The organism is Neisseria sicca (genome assembly GCF_014054945.1).
Classification (GTDB): Bacteria; Pseudomonadota; Gammaproteobacteria; order Burkholderiales; family Neisseriaceae; genus Neisseria; species Neisseria sicca.
This window is the reverse complement of record NZ_CP059566.1, coordinates 389,622-407,449: the sequence shown is the minus strand read 5'-3', so window position 1 is coordinate 407,449 and position 17,828 is coordinate 389,622. Positions and strand designations below refer to the sequence as shown.

General features: G+C 52.2%; 18 protein-coding genes. 3 read left to right on the top strand and 15 right to left on the bottom strand.

Annotated elements, in window-relative coordinates:
- Positions 1-2 precede the first annotated feature (2 nt).
- Entirely contained in the window at positions 3-668 is a 666-nt protein-coding gene (pgmB, locus tag H3L95_RS02040; RefSeq protein ID WP_003755491.1) for a beta-phosphoglucomutase, read from the top strand.
- Positions 669-1,322: 654 nt separating this feature from the next.
- On the opposite strand, the gene H3L95_RS02035 is transcribed toward pgmB, so the two are convergent.
- Entirely contained in the window at positions 1,323-2,435 is a 1,113-nt protein-coding gene (locus H3L95_RS02035) for an ABC transporter permease (protein ID WP_003755497.1), read from the bottom strand.
- A gap of 321 nt (positions 2,436-2,756) precedes the next feature.
- Here H3L95_RS02035 and H3L95_RS02030 point away from each other — a divergent pair, with 321 nt between their 5' ends.
- Positions 2,757-3,218, top strand: a complete 462-nt coding sequence (locus tag H3L95_RS02030) for a phage tail protein (RefSeq protein WP_259345823.1) — start codon at positions 2,757-2,759, stop codon at positions 3,216-3,218.
- 114 nt (positions 3,219-3,332) lie between these two features.
- Here the strand turns inward: H3L95_RS02030 and H3L95_RS02025 are convergent, their stop codons facing one another.
- The 10 genes from H3L95_RS02025 to rluD form a co-directional block, all read right to left on the bottom strand.
- Positions 3,333-4,025: an aspartate/glutamate racemase family protein gene (locus H3L95_RS02025; protein WP_003755504.1), complete on the bottom strand. Its 693-nt coding sequence runs from the start codon at positions 4,023-4,025 to the stop codon at positions 3,333-3,335.
- Positions 4,026-4,083: 58 nt separating this feature from the next.
- A complete protein-coding gene (locus H3L95_RS02020; protein WP_003755506.1) occupies positions 4,084-4,611 on the bottom strand; it encodes a GNAT family N-acetyltransferase in 528 nt (175 codons plus the stop codon).
- Positions 4,612-4,646: 35 nt separating this feature from the next.
- Positions 4,647-4,997, bottom strand: coding sequence for an MmcQ/YjbR family DNA-binding protein (locus H3L95_RS02015; RefSeq protein WP_003755507.1), 351 nt, complete (start codon positions 4,995-4,997; stop codon positions 4,647-4,649).
- Between the two features lie 80 nt (positions 4,998-5,077).
- Positions 5,078-8,023: a ribosome-associated ATPase/putative transporter RbbA gene (gene rbbA / locus H3L95_RS02010; RefSeq protein ID WP_003755510.1), complete on the bottom strand. Its 2,946-nt coding sequence runs from the start codon at positions 8,021-8,023 to the stop codon at positions 5,078-5,080.
- 51 nt (positions 8,024-8,074) lie between these two features.
- The gene (locus H3L95_RS02005) at positions 8,075-8,701 is read right to left on the bottom strand and encodes a hypothetical protein (RefSeq protein WP_040667879.1); all 627 of its coding nucleotides are present in this window, start codon (positions 8,699-8,701) and stop codon (positions 8,075-8,077) included.
- A gap of 297 nt (positions 8,702-8,998) precedes the next feature.
- Positions 8,999-9,769, bottom strand: a complete 771-nt coding sequence (gene pgeF, locus H3L95_RS02000; RefSeq protein ID WP_003755515.1) for a peptidoglycan editing factor PgeF — start codon at positions 9,767-9,769, stop codon at positions 8,999-9,001.
- 53 nt (positions 9,770-9,822) lie between these two features.
- Positions 9,823-10,113 carry a hypothetical protein gene (locus tag H3L95_RS01995; protein WP_003755517.1) on the bottom strand — a complete coding sequence of 97 codons (291 nt, stop codon included), beginning with the start codon at positions 10,111-10,113 and terminating at the stop codon, positions 9,823-9,825.
- Between the two features lie 130 nt (positions 10,114-10,243).
- Positions 10,244-10,582: a hypothetical protein gene (locus H3L95_RS01990; RefSeq protein WP_003755519.1), complete on the bottom strand. Its 339-nt coding sequence runs from the start codon at positions 10,580-10,582 to the stop codon at positions 10,244-10,246.
- Positions 10,583-10,655: 73 nt separating this feature from the next.
- Positions 10,656-11,237, bottom strand: a complete 582-nt coding sequence (locus H3L95_RS01985; RefSeq protein WP_040667880.1) for a hypothetical protein — start codon at positions 11,235-11,237, stop codon at positions 10,656-10,658.
- 1 nt (position 11,238) lies between these two features.
- Positions 11,239-12,363 carry a 23S rRNA pseudouridine(1911/1915/1917) synthase RluD gene (gene rluD, locus H3L95_RS01980; RefSeq protein ID WP_003755525.1) on the bottom strand — a complete coding sequence of 375 codons (1,125 nt, stop codon included), beginning with the start codon at positions 12,361-12,363 and terminating at the stop codon, positions 11,239-11,241.
- On the opposite strand from rluD, the gene H3L95_RS01975 reads away from it, so the two are divergent.
- Complete coding sequence (locus H3L95_RS01975) at positions 12,362-13,168, top strand: outer membrane protein assembly factor BamD (protein ID WP_003755523.1); 807 nt, start codon at positions 12,362-12,364, stop codon at positions 13,166-13,168. The two genes, rluD and H3L95_RS01975, sit on opposite strands and share 2 nt — an antisense overlap.
- A 484-nt stretch (positions 13,169-13,652) precedes the next feature.
- Here the strand turns inward: H3L95_RS01975 and H3L95_RS01970 are convergent, their stop codons facing one another.
- The 4 genes from H3L95_RS01970 to H3L95_RS01955 form a co-directional block, all read right to left on the bottom strand.
- Positions 13,653-13,922 carry a hypothetical protein gene (locus tag H3L95_RS01970; protein ID WP_003755528.1) on the bottom strand — a complete coding sequence of 90 codons (270 nt, stop codon included), beginning with the start codon at positions 13,920-13,922 and terminating at the stop codon, positions 13,653-13,655.
- Positions 13,915-14,313, bottom strand: coding sequence for a phage holin family protein (locus H3L95_RS01965; protein ID WP_003755531.1), 399 nt, complete (start codon positions 14,311-14,313; stop codon positions 13,915-13,917). The genes H3L95_RS01970 and H3L95_RS01965 overlap by 8 nt, the downstream gene beginning before the upstream one ends.
- A 141-nt stretch (positions 14,314-14,454) precedes the next feature.
- Entirely contained in the window at positions 14,455-14,889 is a 435-nt protein-coding gene (locus tag H3L95_RS01960; protein ID WP_003755533.1) for an ElaB/YgaM/YqjD family protein, read from the bottom strand.
- Positions 14,890-15,124: 235 nt separating this feature from the next.
- Positions 15,125-17,644 (bottom strand): TonB-dependent siderophore receptor, encoded by a 2,520-nt coding sequence (locus H3L95_RS01955; protein ID WP_003755537.1) that lies wholly within the window; start codon positions 17,642-17,644, stop codon positions 15,125-15,127.
- Positions 17,645-17,828: the final 184 nt, after the last annotated feature.

Genomic DNA, 17,828 nt, shown 5'->3' with positions numbered 1-17,828 from the left:
AAATGACTTTCACCGCAGTCCTCTTTGACCTCGACGGCGTCATCACCGACACCGCCGAATACCACTACCGCGCATGGAAAAAGCTCGCCGAAGAACTGGGTATCAGCATCGACCGCAAGTTTAACGAGCAGCTCAAAGGCGTGTCGCGCGACGATTCGCTCAAACGCATCCTCGCGCACGGCGGCAAAACCGTCGGCGAAGCCGAGTTCGCCGAATTGACCCGCCGCAAAAACGACAACTACTTGGAGATGATTCAGGCAGTCAAACCCGAAGACGTGTACCCCGGCATTTTGCCGCTGCTGGAAGCATTGAGGGCAAACGGCAAAAAAATCGCCCTCGCGTCCGCCAGTAAAAACGGTCCGTTTCTACTGGAACGCATGGGGCTAACCCACTTCTTCGACGCCGTCGCCGACCCTGCCGCCGTCGCGCATTCCAAACCCGCCCCCGACATCTTCCTCGCCGCTGCCGAGGGCGTGGGCGCAGACATCCGCCAATGCATCGGCATCGAAGACGCCGCCGCCGGCGTCGCCGCCATCAAAGCCTCCGGCGCCTTGCCCATCGGCGTGGGCAAAGCCGAAGACTTGGGCAGCGACATCGCGCTGGTCTCCGGCACCGCCGAGCTGACCTACGCCTACCTGCAAAACGTGTGGACACAGTCGGGCAGGTAAAGCGCGTCAGGTAAAGTTGTTAAGGAAGTAAAAAGGTCGTCTGAAAACCTGAATTTTGGTTTTCAGACGACCTTTTGTTTATCTTACACATAAATATAATGGATTAAATTTAAATCAGGACAAGGCGACGAAGCCGCAGACAGTACAGATAGTACGGAACCATTCACTTGGTGCTTCAGCACCTTAGAGAATCGTTCTCTTTGAGCTAAGGCGAGGCAACGCCGTACTGTTTTAAAGTTAATCCACTATAAAATTTGCCGCAACGGCTTCAGAATGTGCGTTCTCCTGTTGGAGCGACCTTTCAGAAGATTTTTTGCGAAACCTGAATGTAAGCCTGCGGCTTACCGCCCTCTCCCTAACCCTCTTCCGCGGGGAGAGGGGACAAATTGGCTGGAAATCCCAAACACGGTTGGGGTTCCGTATTCTCAACTCCCTCCCCCACGGGAGGAAGGGACAAATTAGCTGGGAATCCCAAACATGGTTGGGGTTCAGTCTCCTCAATCCCTCTCCCGCGTGAGGAAGGGACAAATTGGCTGGAAATCCAAAGCATAGTTGGATTTCAGCATCCTCAATCCCCTCTCCCCGTGGGAGAGGGTTAGGGAGAGGGCAGCAAACCGTCAGGTTTGCTTTTTAGCAATCCTTGGCGGAGCAACCTCAACCCTGCCGTTCCAGCATCCCTTGAAACCGCAACAATGCCAGCCATAAGAATCCTACGCCGATACAGCCCATGATCAGCATATGCCCCCACACGATTTCAATCCCCGCGCCGCGGAACAGGATGTCTTGCGAGAATTTGACGAACTGCGTCAGCGGCCAATATTCGCTGATCAGTTGCGCCGCGTGCGGCATGTTGCTGCGCGGGGATGCGCCGCCGGCAAACAGGTTCATCACGATATACACCGGCAGCATCAGCATACCGAACTGTCCCATCGTCGATGCGAACGTGGCAATCATGATGCCCAGCGACGCCACCGAAAACAGGAACAACGCCAGCCCTACCGCATAAAGCGGCACCGAGCCGATGAGCGGCACGCCTATGCTCAAATGCACGATAAACCACAGCGACGACAATGCTGCCACCCAAATCACGGCGGCATTTGCCAGCACTTTGCCCATCATCAGTTCGAACGCATTGACCGGCATCACCAGCAGATGCTCGATTGTGCCGCGTTCGCGTTCGCGGATAACCGCCGCCCCTGTCAATAAAATCAGCAACATACACGACATCGAGCCGATTTGCGAAGTCGGCATAAACCACGCGCTCTCGCCGTTGGGATTGTAATAAGTATTGATGACGGGGCTGATTAACTCCGGCCGCGTCACGCCGGTGAATTCGTAAATTTCGCGGTTGATAATTTGCGAAAGATACGAAGCGCCCACCCCCGCCTGCGTCATTGACGTCGCATCAACCAAAAGCTGCAAATCAGGATTGCGCCCCGCCGCCATGTCGCGCTGAAAATTGGGCGGCACTTCCAAAATAAAGGTGAACTCGCCCTTGTCCATCAATTCGTCCGAATCCTCGCGCCGCACGTCCTCTACCGGTTTGAAAAACGGATGCTGCACGGCATCGCGGATACGCATGGACAAGACCGAACGGTCTTGGTCGATGATGCCGACAGTGGCGTTTTTCAAATCCGATCCGACCTGTGACATCTGATAAATCGTGGCGGTAAAGATATACCCAATCAGCACCATCAGCACCGGATCAGTCAGCACGCTGCGGAACTCTTTGAGCATCAGGGTCAGAATGTTTTTCAGGGTACGCATGGGGATTCCTGTTGGTAGCTTGCTTTCTCAAAGGCCGTCTGAAAAATTGTCCGGCTGTTTTCGGCTTTACAGCCTCGGTTTTCCCATTAAAAGTCCGGCAGCAGGTTCGCCGTGTACACACAATAGAGTCTGTTTTTTCCCAAAAAATCCGTCGAAACGCAGCGGATAAAGACAACGCATATGGAATCGGCTACCATGCCGATTGGTCAATCCAACTCGTTTGGTCAGACCGACGATGTATAATTATGTTTTTCAAATAAGGTCATTTGGGATCAGCTTTGATTTCAGACGACCTATTTCATCAACCCAATCTAAGGAACTATGATGTCCGTCAAACCTTTACTGCTCTGCCTGCTTCTCGCTTCCCCTGCCGCTTTTGCCGGCAATCTGTCCTGCCATGAAAGCCCGAAATCCACGGGCAACCCCGAACTCGATGCCATCGTGACCCGCTACGAATGCCGTTATACCGGTTCGCTGCAACAAGCCTACTCCGCCTTTATGAAGCAAGGTTACAACGGCGAAGCGCCCTACTCTAAAACCGTTCCTTCCACCCTGCCGCGCAAAAACCTGACTCTGAACGGTAAAGAAAAAATGGACTGCGGCAACACGGAAAACGCACAACCCGAAACCTTTGAATGGTCCTTCAAACTGCGCCGTAAAAATCCCAACCATATCAATATGGAATACCAAAGTTTGGATTGCGCTTCAGGCACTCATACCGATACGGAATTTAACCGCAACGGAAAAACCGTCAAAATTATTCACAAAGTTTACTCCTCATAAGCGGATAACATCCATATCGTGAAATTTGACGTTTGCCGCATCATGGGTGGGACTACGGATAAACTGATACGAAATGGCAAACCCACTCCGTAGCAGTTTAATCAGGAGTCCCACTTATTCCTCCAGCGCCGCATCCACCGCCGAGAACGCATGGATGGCGGTGCTGTCGAACACGGGCAGCGGGCTGTCGGTTTCGTTCACAAGCAGGCAGATTTCAGTGCAGCCGAGTATCACGCCCTGCGCGCCTTCGTTTTTCAGACGACCTATCACGTCGTAAAAGTAGCGGGCCGATTCGGGGCGGATGCGGTTCAGGCACAGTTCGTCAAAAATAATGCGGTGGATTTCGTCTTGTTCGGCGGTGGTCGGAGCTATGGTTTTCACGCCCTGCGAACCCATCCGCTCTGTATAAAAACCGTCGCTCATGGTAAAGCGCGTGCCGAGCAGGCCGACGGCGGACAAGCCCTGACGTTTGATGGCGGCGGCAGTCGCATCGACGACGTGCAGCAAGGGGATGCCGGCCGCCTGTTCGATGGCGGGGGCGACTTTGTGCATGGTATTGGTGGCGAGCAGCAAAAAATCCGCGCCGCCCGCTTCGAGCTTCCGCGCGCTTTGCGCCAACACGTTTCCCGCCGCCGCCCAATCGCCGCTTTTCTGCAAACGGACGATTTCTTCAAAATCCACGCTGTCGAGCAGGATTTTGGCACTGCGGTTGCCGCCCAAGCGGCAGTTGGTTTCACGGTTGATGATTTGGTAGTAGAGCACGGTGCTTTCGGGGCTCATGCCGCCGATGATGCCTATGGTTTTCATGTTTTTTCCTGAAATTTAATAAATAAAGTCTGAAAAGCTCAAGACAAGAAAGTACATCCTACGGCTGTTGCGGCATTTCTTTTTCAAAACGGAAGAAATATTCAAACGCTTCATCTTGCCCCGCTGCTTGCGGTCTAGTGGTATCGGGGTGGTGCGGATTGAAAAACTCTACGATTTTAAAGCCGCATTTATTGACGTAGAAATGGATGTTGCGCTTCTCAAAATACGGCGTATGCGTTTCCCACACGCGTACTTCGGGGTGCAGCCGCTCTATCGCACGCCACGCTTTCCCGCCCAAGCCGCTCCCGTGTTTCTGCGGGAACATAAATAGCAAATCCAACGAACCGCGCTCCGTTTCGGCATTGACGACAATTACCGCGCCGCCTGCTTTTTCGCCGTCGGCAACAATGTGATAGCTCTCTGCTTTGGGTGCATTCATGGATTCTTCGATTTCTTCTCGGCTGATAACTTCTTCTCCGTCGTCCAAATCGTCTGCCACCGCCAATCTGAACGACTGCTGCAAGGCGCGGATAAACTCGTCTTTTTCGTGTTCTTGAACGGGGATAAGGGTAATGTCAGTCATCATGTTCTCTTGTATCTAATGTGTGAAATTAACCAATCCTAGCGCGTCAGCATGAAGCTGTCGTCTATCAGCCGCCACACGTTTTCTGCGGGCGTTTGCGCCAATACGATACTCAACCAGTGTTCTTTGTTCATGTGGTAGGCGGGCAGGATGCCTGCCGTCGCGCGCCATGCGCCGATGTGTTCGGGGCGGCATTTGACGTTGACGATTTCCGTCAGACCGCCCTCGCCCCTGCCCAGTTTTTCAGACGGCACGGGCATATACAGGCAGAACCATTTGCGGTTGCCCGTGTGGCGGAACACGGCAAAGTCGGGGGATTTCGCCCACGGATATTCCGCCGCCGCGCCGTAGCGTTCGGCCAGTCCGTCAAACAGGGTTGTTCGGTTCATGGCGTTTCTTTCTTTAATCGTGGGTTAAGGTTCGGGTCGGGCATCAAGACCCGCCTGCTGAGTTTTCAGACGACCTTTTTCTACTTCTCCTGCTTCTTCAACAACACGCACGCCAGAATCAGGCTGGTGGCGGCAAAGGCGGCGATGGCGGCATATTCATGCAGCAGGTCGGCGGTGTGCAGCCCTTTGGTGAAGCTGCCGACGCTGACGGTGTAGTACCACGACGACGGGAAGGTTTTGCCGATAATCAGCGCGCCGCCTTCCATGGTGGACAGCGGGTAGAGAAAGCCGGAATAGGTTTGCGCGGGTATCATGGTGATGATGGCGGTGGCGAAGATGGCGGCAAGCTGGGAGCGCACGAAGCAGGAAATCAGCAGCCCCAGCGCGGTGCTGGCGGACACCATCAAGAGCGTGCCGACGGCGAGTCCGGCAAACGAGCCTTTGAGCGGTACGCCGAACAGGTAAATAATCATCAGCATCATGGCGGCGAAATTGACCATGCCGACGGCGATATAGGGAAGCTGTTTGCCGATCAGATATTGCGCCACGGCGGCGGGCGATGCGTAGAAATTGGCGATGGAACCGATTTCGCGTTCGCGCACCACGCCGACCGCCGACATCATGGCGGGTATCATCATCAACACCAGCATCATCACGCCCGGGGCGATGGCGTTGATGCTGTCGAAATCCTGATTGTACATAAAGCGCGGTTCGATGCCGGCGGGGGCTTTGAGCGAAACGGGCAGCCCGCTTTCGGCGATGCGGTCTTTGGTGTAGGCGGTGATCAGGCTGCCGATGTAGCCGCGGATATTGGTGGCGTTAAACGGCATGGAGCCGTCCACATAAAAACCGACTTCGGGTTTGAGTCCACGCGCCAAATCGCGCCCGAAACCGCTCGGAATATCGATGACCAATATGGCGCCGGAGCTTTTGAGCACGGTGTCGATTTCGGCTTCGGACTGTATCGGCGGCTGTTGGAGAAAGTAGCGCGAACCTTCGAAATATTCGACCAGCTCGCGGCTGGCGGCGGTTTGGTCGCGGTCGTAAACGGCGAATTTCAGATTCCGCACGTCAAACGAAATCCCCCACGATACCGACGCCATGATAATCAACGGGCCGAACACGGCAAAAAACAGGCGGATTTTGTCGCGCAGGAGTTCTTTGGCTTCGCGGCGGGCGAAGGTCCAAATCATGGAAAAACGGTATTTGAAGGTGTCAGTGTTTGGGTTGTCTCGTAAGGTGTGTGAACTTTGTTCACGCACGCCGTTTTGAGTTTCAGACGACCCTGTATCTTTTCCTTGAAGGTCGTCTGAAAGTTCAAAATACCTGTCATCCGTTCCCCCTTCCGCGTACGTGGCTTGTGCCGAATACCCTACGGCCGGATTTTCCGCCGGTAGGGTGTGTGAACTTTGTTCACGCACGCCGTCTGTATTTTGGAGCAACTCGCGTTGATCACTTTCAGAGTGCGCAGCCTCCTGGCGGGACGACCTTTCCCCACCTTCCCCACCTTCCGCTTCAATCAGATACTGCACAAACGCTTCTTCCAAATCCGGCGCATTCTGCCTTGCCGCCAGTTCGGCGGGCGTGCCCACCGCCAACACGCGGCCTTTGTGCATAAAGGAAATGCGGTCGCAGCGGGCGGCTTCGTTCATAAAGTGGGTGGAAACGAAAATGGTGATTTTGTCTTCGCGGGAGAGTTTCAGAAGATGCCGCCAGAACATATCGCGCGCAGCGGGATCGACCCCTGAAGTCGGTTCGTCCAAAATCAACACTTCGGGGTGGTGCAGGCAGGCGGCGGCCAGTTGCAGGCGTTGGCGGATGCCCAACGGCAGCGATGCGGGCGCGGTGTCGGCAACGTCCGCCAAATCAAACTGTTGCAGGGCTTCTTCCACCGCCGCCGCGCCTTTAGCGCCCATCTGGTAGAGTCTGGCGTGCAAATCCAGATTGCGGCGCACGCTCAGTTCTTCATACAGCGAAAACGCCTGCGACATATAGCCGACGCGCATTTTCGTGTCCAAGCCGCCCGCGTCTATCGGCTTGCCCAACAGCGTGGCGTCTCCTTCGGTCGCTTCCAACAGGCCGGTCAGCATTTTCATGGTGGTGGACTTGCCGCAGCCGTTGCTGCCGAGAAAGCCGAAAATTTCGCCTTTTTGAATGGTAAAGCTGACATGGTCCACGGCGGTAAAATCGCCGAAACGCTTGGTCAGCCCGAGCGCTTCCATCGCGGGCGGCGCATCGGGATCGGGGACGAACGGCGTAATGTCCAAACCGCCCGAACCCTGCTGTTTCTCCGGCGGCAGCATTTTGACGTAGGCCTCTTCCAACACATCGGTGCCGTAATCCGCCAGCACATCGGCGGTAGGCTTGTTTTCCAGCAGCCTGCCCGCGTCCATCGCCAGCAGCCGCTCGAAACGCTGCGCCTCTTCAATATAGGCGGTCGCTACAATCACGGTCATGCCCGCGTGTTCCCGCCGCAAATCGTCCACCAACGCCCAAAACTGGCGGCGCGACAAAGGGTCCACGCCCGTGGTCGGTTCGTCCAGAATCAGCAAATCCGGGCTGTGCACCAGCGCGCAGCACAAACTCAGCTTCTGCTTCATCCCGCCCGATAGCTTGCCCGCCGCCCTGCCGGAAAACGGCGCAAGGCGGGTCGCCTCCATCAGCCGCGCAATCTGCCGCGTGCGTTCCTGCCCGTCCAAACCAAACAGCCGCGCGTGAAAATCGATATTCTCATACACCGACAAGGTAGGATACAGGTTGCGCCCCAAACCCTGCGGCATAAAGGCGATGCGGTGCGACAAATCCCGCCGCACGTCCTTGTCCGCCATATCGCCGCCCAACACTTCCACCCGTCCGTCCTGAATCACCTTCACCCCCGCCATCAGCGAGAGCAGCGTCGATTTGCCCACACCGTCCGGCCCGATCAAACCGACCGTCGCGCCTTTCGGAATGTCCAGCGACACATCGTCAAGCGCAAGGGTCTTGCCGTAGCGGTGGGAAAGGTTTTGGATGGAAACGGTGTTCATCAGAATTTCCTTAATCTGCTATTCGTTTTTTCAGACGACCTCAAGCCAACATCATCCCCAAAACGCTTCTTCAAACCCTGCCGCGCATTCGTGCGGCAGTTCCCGGTACAGCAACTCGTGCAATGCCGCACTCAATTCTGCAACCGTACAACAGCCTTCTTCATCATAAACCTCCCTGCCCTCCCCCTGCCATTTCTGTTCAAAATCATAAATGTCCAATAAAGTTTGCATCAGGGCAGCCACGGACGGCGCAACAAGGCGGCGTTTTTCTACCGTGCCGTAACCGGTCATCAGCCAATAAACAGGGCTGTCAGGTGAAGCGGTATCGGCAAAAAGAATCGAATCGTCAGACATTACGCCAAACACTGCCCATTCTTCGCGCCAGCCTTCTATCGACAGATATTGTTCGGCTTTGATGTCCCAGCCAAACGCCCAATCGTTCCAAATATCCGGCAGCCTTGCATAAGTCAGCCATTGCAAAAACAGGGTTTCCATTTCCAGCCAATAATCGGCAAGCGGGTTTTCACTCCGCCACGCGCCGTCCATATGGCGGTAAAACCCGTCCAACGCGCCCAAATACAGATGCCGCCCGCCTTCCAACGGCGGCAATTCTTGCGGCTCTTGCTTGTAAGGAAGACCAAAAGTTTTGGCAAAGGTTTGAATCAGTTTATCGTTCATAGCATTGACCGTCATGTTACGCAGATACAGCGTTAAATTGATTTTGGATGGCTTGGGTCTCTATATTACTTTTCTTCAACGGAAAGTTTTACAATTTTTCAGACGACCTCAATAGCGTCACATGCAATGACAAATACCGCCTGATTTATCTAAAGGATACAACGAACAAAGGTCGTCTGAAAACCGTTCCTGAAATTGAGGAAACCGATATTTTCAGACGACCTTAACGATATTGGAACCGATACGCTTAACAACGGCTTTTTTCAGTCAAATATCGGATACACGGTTTACCGCGCTTTATTCCGCCAACCAAATCAGGCTGACCATGCGGCCGGTTTGTCCGTCGCGGCGGTAAGAGAAGAAAGTGTCGCGTTCCAAGACGGTGCAGTGTGTGCCGCCGTAGATCATGTCCACCCCTTCGCGGCGCAGAACCAAACGCGCCAGTGCGTAGATGTCGGCAAGATATTTACCGCCGCCGATATCTTCGAATGCGTCCGCCGCTTCGGGCATGGGGGCACAAAATGCGTCGAAAACGTCTTGTCCGACTTCGAATGCGTCCGCGCCGATGGCAGGGCCGAGATATGCCATGATTTCGACGGGCGCGACATTCATTGCGGCTATGGTGTTTTGCAGCACGCCGCCCGCCAAACCGCGCCAGCCTGCATGTGCGGCAGCGACGACCGTACCGGCTTTATCGCAGAACAAGACAGGCAGGCAGTCGGCAGTCATCGCGGCGCAGGCGGCTTTGCCTGTGTTGTCCACCGAAGCGTCTGCGTCGGGCGTGTTGCCCAATGCGTCGGCAGCGTTGACGACGATGGTGCTGTGGATTTGATTGAGGTAGGCAACGGGCAGCCCGACCTGTTCCTGCACGATTTCACGGTTGCGGCGCACGGCGTCAGGATCATCGCCGACGTGCAAACCGAGGTTCAAACTTTGATACACGCCTTGGCTCACGCCGCCGTTGCGGGTGGTAATCAGGGTTTTCACGTTGGCGGGCGCAGGCCAATCGGCTGTCAGGAAATTTTTGCCTTGCGGGGCGAGGTTTAAGGTTTCTGTGATGGTTTTCATGTTTTTATCTGAGTAAGGAAAGGTTTGAAAGGAATGCGTCTATCGGCTTCGTATTAACGCATCTCTACGACTTCCAATAATTCTGTGTTTTCCAATCGGTAATAAAGGTCATAACCCCGACCATGCTTATCTTCTCCTTGATTGGGCAGGAAACTGATACAGGCAAATTCTTTATTCTCGGAAATATTGAACCAAATAGTATAGTTCCTCAAATCCGATTGATTCTGCAAATAACGATCAAATTCTTTTTTAGCCGCAGCCATTACCAATAACAAACTTCCATCTAATCTAAATAAATAATCAGATTCAAAAGCATCTCTCCAAACTTTTTCCTGATAACTCATGTCGGCACCTAAATCCTCTATCTTAAATTGACCATTCAGTATGGCAAGTAAGCTTTTTCAACCGTATCGCCTGAATATTCCCATCTGCCTTAGAAAGTAATCAAGGTCATTTAAATAATACAATTGCGTATTAACGCATCCCCACTACTTCCAATAATTCCGTATCTTCCAGTCGGTAATAAAACTCATAACCCCGACCATATTTATATAGTCCTCTATAAGGAATTTCAAAAAATATCCCACCCACCATTTCATCTATTTTGGGTATAAAGCCGATATTGGCAAATTCTCCATTTTCGGAAATATTTAACCAAATAATATAGTTTTTCAGATCCCATTTACCTTGCGAATAACCATCAAATTCTTTTTTTGCAGCAGCAATTGCCAATAAAAAATTCCCGTCAATTTCAGATAAATCGTCTAATCTAAAAGCATCTCGCCAAACTTGCTCCTTATGACTCATCATCATCTCCTAAGCTACTCGTTTTAAATCGACTTCTCGATATATTGAATGCGATATTGGTATGAAAAGTCTGATCAGACTAGTTGTACAAACCGTTTTCATCTAAAGGCAGATTCATCTGCTTGGCAATATTTTGTGCGGCAGCCGCGAAATCTTTTTTGTCTGACGGCTTGCTATAAATAAAAGTCAAAATTTGAACGTATGGTGCGGGATACGGGCGGCGATATTCCAACGTAAAAGATTCTCTGTAGCCTTTGCTTCTCCATCTGATTATTGATAAGTGGTCATTCTCAGAAAGAGGATATTCCATAACGATTTCGCTGCCTTCCCAATGCGTCAGTACACGTTTGACAGGGTCGTATTGCCAAGACTCATCCTGTAATTTTTCCAATGCTCTTTTTTTGGATGATAGAGACAAATACAGGAAGGGCAAAATCATTATCAAAAGAAATGACAGGAAGAAGAAACCGGAGCCTATGTTCAGAATCTCCATATCCTCCATAATCAACATACCCACCCATACGGGTAGCGCAATCATGGAAACGATGGCAGCTTTAGTGGCAAGTCGGTATGTTTTTTCAGACGACAAATTGCCGTAACCCGCCAGCCACTGCATTTCGCCGTCCATTTGTGCAAGATTTACCAAATCTGAAGAAGACATCTTAATCCCTCACATAAACCACTTCGACATCGTAGTCGTCTTCGTTCCAATCATCGTCGTCATCCGTGCCGAGTTTGTCCTGCCATTCTTCTTCGTTGCTCAAAGACGAATCCAAGCCTGCTTCGAGGCGCAGGACGGAGAGCAGGTGGTAAATATCGTCGGGAATCGGGGCTTCAAAAGAGACGGTTTCGCCGGTTTTCGGATGGACGAAACTTAAGCGGTAGGCGTGCAAAGCCTGACGCGCGCCCAGACTTTTGACGGCTTCTTTTACCGGTTCGCTGCACGGATGGCGCAGGTTGCCGTAAACGGGGTCGGCGGCAAGCGGGTGGTTGGCTTCGCGCATATGGACGCGGATTTGGTGCGTCCTGCCTGTTTCGAGCGAGCATTCGATGTAGCTGTGGGCAAGATAGCGTTCCAACACTTTGACGTGTGTCACGGCAGGTTTGCCGCCGAATTTGACGACCGCCATTTTCAGGCGGTTGTGCGGATCGCGTCCGATTTGGGTTTCGATTTTGCCGTCAAAGGGAACGATGCCGTTGGCGACGGCGCGGTAGATGCGTTTGACCGTGCGCTCTTGAAGCTGTTGCACGAGGGAATTTTGTGCGGGCAGGGTTTTGGCGACCACCATCAGGCCGCTGGTTTCCTTGTCTAGTCTGTGGACGATGCCCGCGCGCGGAATCTGGCTCAATTCGGGACAATGCGCCAATAAACCGTTGAGCAGCGTCCCCGTCCAGTTGCCTGCGGCGGGGTGGACGACCAGTCCGGCAGGTTTGTTGACGACAATGACGGTATCGTCTTCGTACACAATATCCAAATCCATCGCTTCGGGTTTGAACGCGAGATTCTCTTCGCTCGGAAGTACCGTTACGCTGATGGATTCCCCGCCTATCATTTTGTCTTTGGGTTGGGCAGGCTTATCGTTTACAATAACCGCGCCTTCTTTAATCCACGATGTCAGGCGGCTGCGCGAATAATCAGGCATGAGCTTTGCCAACACTGCATCCAGCCGCCCGCCCGCAAGCTCCAGCGGAACAGTCAAATTAACACAACTTTCTGCTTCGGGGGCTGACGTAAAGTCTAAATCGTCGCTATAATCGGCTTCATTATCAAAGGAAGTATTCTGCATGAAAAAAATTCTTTTAGTAGTTTCGTTAAGTCTGGCACTGGGTGCCTGTGCAAGCAATAAAGGTACGGTCGATAAAGACGCGCAAATCACACAAGATTGGAACGTGGAAAAACTCTATGCCGAAGCGCATGACGAGTTGAACAGCAGCAATTATACGCGAGCCATCAAGTTATACGAAATTTTAGAATCCCGCTTCCCCAACGGCCGCTACGCGCAACAGGCGCAGCTGGACACCGCATACGCCTATTACAAAGACGACGAGCCTGAAAAAGCCCTCGCCGCCATCGACCGCTTCCAGCGCCATCACCCGCAACATCCGAATATGGATTACGCGCTTTACCTCAAAGGCTTGGTTCTGTTCAACGAAGACCAATCCTTCCTCAACAAACTCGCCTCGCAAGACTGGTCCGACCGCGACCCTAAAGCCAACCGCAGCGCATACCAAGCGTTTGCCGAATTGGTACAACGCTATCCGGAGAGCAAATACGCCGCCGACGCAACCGAGCGCATGGCAAAACTGGTGGACGCTTTGGGCGGTAACGAAATCTCCGTTGCCCGCTACTACATGAAACGCGGCGCCTACCTCGCCGCAGTCAACCGCGCCCAAAAAATCGTCGAGCGTTACCAAAATACCCGCTACGTCGAAGAATCGCTCGCTATGATGGAGCTGGCTTACAAAAAACTGGACAAACCCCAACTCGCCGCCGACACCCGCCGCGTCTTGGAAACCAACTTCCCGCAAAGCCCGTTCCTGCAACACCAATGGCAGCCGAACGATATGCCTTGGTGGCGCTACTGGCGTTAAGGCTTGAAGTTTAAGGCATAGTGATACCGTATCGCCCTATGCTTTTCTGAAACCAAAGGTCGTCTGAAACTGAAAAATACAGTTTCAGACGACCTTTTTATGTTTCAAGCAATCGTTATTCGTGGGCAAAGCCCACGCTACCGTTCCTACATCGCCTGACCGACTGCGACATTTCAAAAAATATAACGAATGCAAACAAAAGCCTCTATACCTCCAGCAGCCGTCATTCCCGCGCAGGCGGGAATCCATCGGAAACCCTAAGAAACAGATATTCAAAAACAGTTGCCGAAATTCAAAAGTGGATTCCCGCCTGCGCGGGAATGACGGCAGAAAAATATCCCGTCGGATACGGTTATCCCAACCTACACCGACAACCCAAAATCGTCTGAAAACCACCGTAGCGTGGGCTTCACCCACGAATCCCACAAATTACAAAAAGGTCGTCTGAAACCCAACTTTCAGACGACCTTCTTTCTAATCCCATCTACTTCATCGCAGCCTTCAACGCAAACGCTGCCAGCAGTGCGCCGAAGCGGTACTTGCGTGGAATGGCGAGTCCTGCCGTTTTATACAGCAGGCTTGTCTGCGTCAGCTCGTTGCCCAAATCCAGCAGCTTCATCAGCGTGTCCGACTTGCGTTCTTCCTGTTCCTTCAATTTTCGCTGTTTCAAATACGATGCCTCAATCCTCAGGCGGACGAGTTTGGCTTCCAGTTGCAGCAGTTCGCGTGCTTCATCGCGTTCCGTTTTATTCATCGTCCCCTCCTTCCTGCATATCTTGACCGCGCAGGCAGGCGATGTCTGCCCGGATGTCCTGCAAGGTTGCCGCGATTTGGTTGTTTTGGCTGCGCCAGTCTTTTGCGACTTTGCCGAACAAAATTGCAATGACGATCAGGCTGAGGGCGGTTATCCCGAAAAATACCCATATCGCCGCAGTATCTGACAACACGCGGTTTAGTCCAAAAAGCAGGCTGATGAATGCAATCAGCAGCAATATGCCCGATACGACCAGCCATATGATGATGCGGAACACGTTTTCCGCCTGCTCCGCCAAATCCAGATTCAAAATCTGCAACCGCAGCAAAAGCAAATCAATACCTTGATTCAGCAGCGTTTTCGTATGTTCGATATTTTGTCTGATACCCATATTCCGATTTCCCTGATTGCTCCGAAACGGACAATCCGAAGGCTTTGGGGTCGTCTGAAACCTTTGCCGCCCCTCATAAGCAAACGCCGCCGGAACAAGACTTCTAAAAATCGTGTCCGGACGGCATTCCTGTTTGACCGATTATCGGCGGTTCAGCAAGACGCCGACGACCAAGCCTGCCAGTGCGGCAAAGCCCATTGCGTAATAAGGTTTGTCGTGTACGGCTGCATCGGCTTGGCGTGCGCCGCGTTTGATGCGGTCGCCCGCTTCTTCTCCAAATTCGGCAAAGCGTTTTTTGCCTTCTTTGAAACGCTCTTCTGCCAATTCTTCAAATTCGTCGTATTTTTCGCGTGCTCGGTCAGCGTGATATCTGATTCGGTCGCCAGCTTCTTCTTGAAAATCGTGTAAACGATCCTTGGCGGCTTCGAGTTTTTCCTGCAATTTGGCTTTGGCTTTTTTACCTTCTTCCGAGCCGGCTTCCACGCCTTTGGTGTACAGCTCTTCGACATCGTTCATTACATCTTGAATGTCTTTCAACAAAGCTTCTTTGCGGGATTCAAAATCATGTTTTTTCATTACCTTCTCCTTGATGTCCTTACCATTGAAATAACAGATTGTTCATCTGTTAATCGATTATAACCCCTTTACACTTCTGCTCAAGTCAATTCGGCTAAAGGTGGTTTGAAAACATGTAAAGATTAACGCGGGAGATAAAAAGGTCGTCTGAAAACTTTCAGACGACCTTTGGGCCTCTTTAAAACTTTTCCGTCATGCAAACTGCTTCTTGGCGGAAGAGTTCCGTGCAAACAGCCTACCACTTAATTTTCAAGGCAACGGAGGCATTGCGCGGCTTGCCGTAGAAATTGCTGCGGGAGTTGGTGTAATAGCGTTTGTTGGTCAGGTTGCCGACGTTGACCGCCAGTGCGGCTTGTTTGTTGATTTTATAGCGCGCCATAACATTCCATATCGAATAGGAAGGCTGCCACAGGGCTTTGGGTTTGTCGGAAACGTAATATTGCCCGTTGGAAAGACCATGTCCCCAAGGTTTGGGCTTGGTGCCGCTGACCCAGCGCATCCCCACCCCCATCGTCAGCTTGGGGGTAAAGTCGTAGCTGGTGAAGAATTTGAAGGTTTTATCCGGCGCGGTATAGGTGCCGCCGTACTCCAGATTCATGTCGTCCCCCAAGTCGTTGGAGGAGTTGGGCGCATCGTAAGGTTTGTCTATCTTCAGTTTGACAAAGCCCGCCTGCATCCGCCATTTCGGGGTAATCTGTCCGGCAAGGTTAATGTCGAACCCCCTGCTGGTATAGCCCTTACCCGTACCATATTCCCAATCGCCTTGGAAGCACCACGGTTCGTTGCCGTTTTCCCCACCGTATTTCCATTCGTAACAACGCGAGCCTGTAGGTTCGAGCGTGGGGTAATTTTTCTGGGTCATGGTGAAGTAAGACAGGGCGAAATTCAGCTTGTCGTTCCACAAGCCGCCTTTGATGCCGACTTCTTTGGAATTGCCGGTAATCGGCGGCAGCCATCCGCCGCCCTCGCCATAGGCCGGCCGATTCCTTAAAACATTGTTGGTTTTCAGGATGCCGGTATAGCTGGCGTAAGCATTGATGGTCGGCGTCAGTTCTACAATCACGCCGCCGTACGGGACGAATTTGCGCACCGTATCGTGATACATCCTGCTTTTATTGTGATCGGGGGCGTACCCTTCGTCGGGCATTTCGACCGTATCGTCCGTTATCACGTTGTTTTTGTTTTTATAAAACGACCATTTCCCACCCCCTTTGTCCCGCCATGTCAGCCAACGCCCGCCTATCACCGCCGTCAGCCACTTGGCCGGCTTGAGTTTCAGGGCAAAATAGGGACCGTATTGTTCCGAAGCCAAATGATCACGGGAAATCAACCCGTCCGGTCCCAATTTTTTCTCCCAAGCCCGGTTGTACCCCAACATGGGATAGCTGCCGTTATTCCAGTAATCAAGCGGAATCGCCTGCCATAAATAGAAGTTACGGTCTATCGGTTCCCCCGTCATGGCCGCAATACCTGTAGGCTTTGCATCATCGACATTCAATTCGCCGCTGCTGCTGAAATTATAATCGTCCCTCGTCTGGGTATGGCGGATGCCGCTAAAACCGACAATAAACTGCTGGTCCTGTTCAAAAAGTTTGAAACGGCTGTCCAGATGGATATCGAATGCCTTGTCGTCGTATTTGTCGCGTTCGCGGCCGAAATCGTAAGTTGCCGCGTTAAATTGCGGCGCGTAGCCGTTTACCCCCATATCGCCGTAACGCAAGTCGCTTTTGGTACGGCTGCGGGTATAGGCGGTTTGTAGCTTGATATGGTCGTTGAAATGATGTTTGTATTCGGCAAACATATTGTCACTGGTGGCTTTGTTAAACGCCCATTCCGCCCCGTTGTTGAAGCTCGGCGGAACGTCGCGGGCATCTATCCAATGTGTCGGGGAATCCCCCAACTCGAAATCATAATCCTGGATAACTTTCGAATAACGCATCAACCCCTTGGTCGGCGCACCGGTGATGTTGCGGTGCTGACGGCTGAAGCCAAACGTAAAGCTGTCTTTGTCGGTTGGCGTCCAATCGAATACAGTGTAGAAGGCATGGGATTTGCGTTTGATTCTGTCCATAAAGCTGTTGCCGTTCTCCCATGTTCCGACGACGCGGCCGCGCAGGGTTTGGGATTTGTTCAACGCACCGCCGTAATCGAATTCGACACGTTTGTTGTTCCAAGAACCGTATTTCAGGTTCAATTCCCCCGATTTTTTCGCCATCGGGCGTTTGCGCACGAAATTGACGCTGGCCGCCGGATCGCCCACTCCGGTACTCAGCCCGTTCGAACCGCGGATGATTTCCACCCTGTCGTAAAGATAGCTGTCCTGTGCGGCAATGAAGCGCGGCCCGCCGAGCAGGTATTTATTGGCCAGCACACCGTCAAGCTGGTAATTATCGACGGGGAAGCCGCGCGAATAATACTGGGCTTCGCCCATGCCGGTAACGGAGTCCTGCAATACGGTAATACCCGGAGTTTCTTCCAGCACCTGATCGAGGTTCTGCAAATTCTGATCCTGCATCTGCTGCTGGGTGAAAACGGTTACACTTTGCGGGGTTTCTTTGAGTTTCAAGTCAAGCTTGGTGGCCGAGGTGCTGCCTTTGACGGTGTAGTTGCCATTACTCTGGGCGGGTGTATTTCTTGCCCCCTTTACGGTAATTTCGTTCAGATTGACTTTATCGGGTACAGTTTGAGCATATGCGGATGAAAATGCAAAAGCGATGACGATACTCAAACAGTTAGGCTGCCACGGGCTGTTCATAACTGCTCCTTAATGGGAAATGAATTCAGATATGAGTAAGGTCGTCTGAAAAAGTAAGATAGGAAGATGTTGATATGATTGATTTGTTTTTGAGAATGATTATATATTGAATAAAAATTAAAGATAACACTGCAAAGTATAGAATATCCGACAATTTATGTAGCTTATGCGACAATCTGTACGA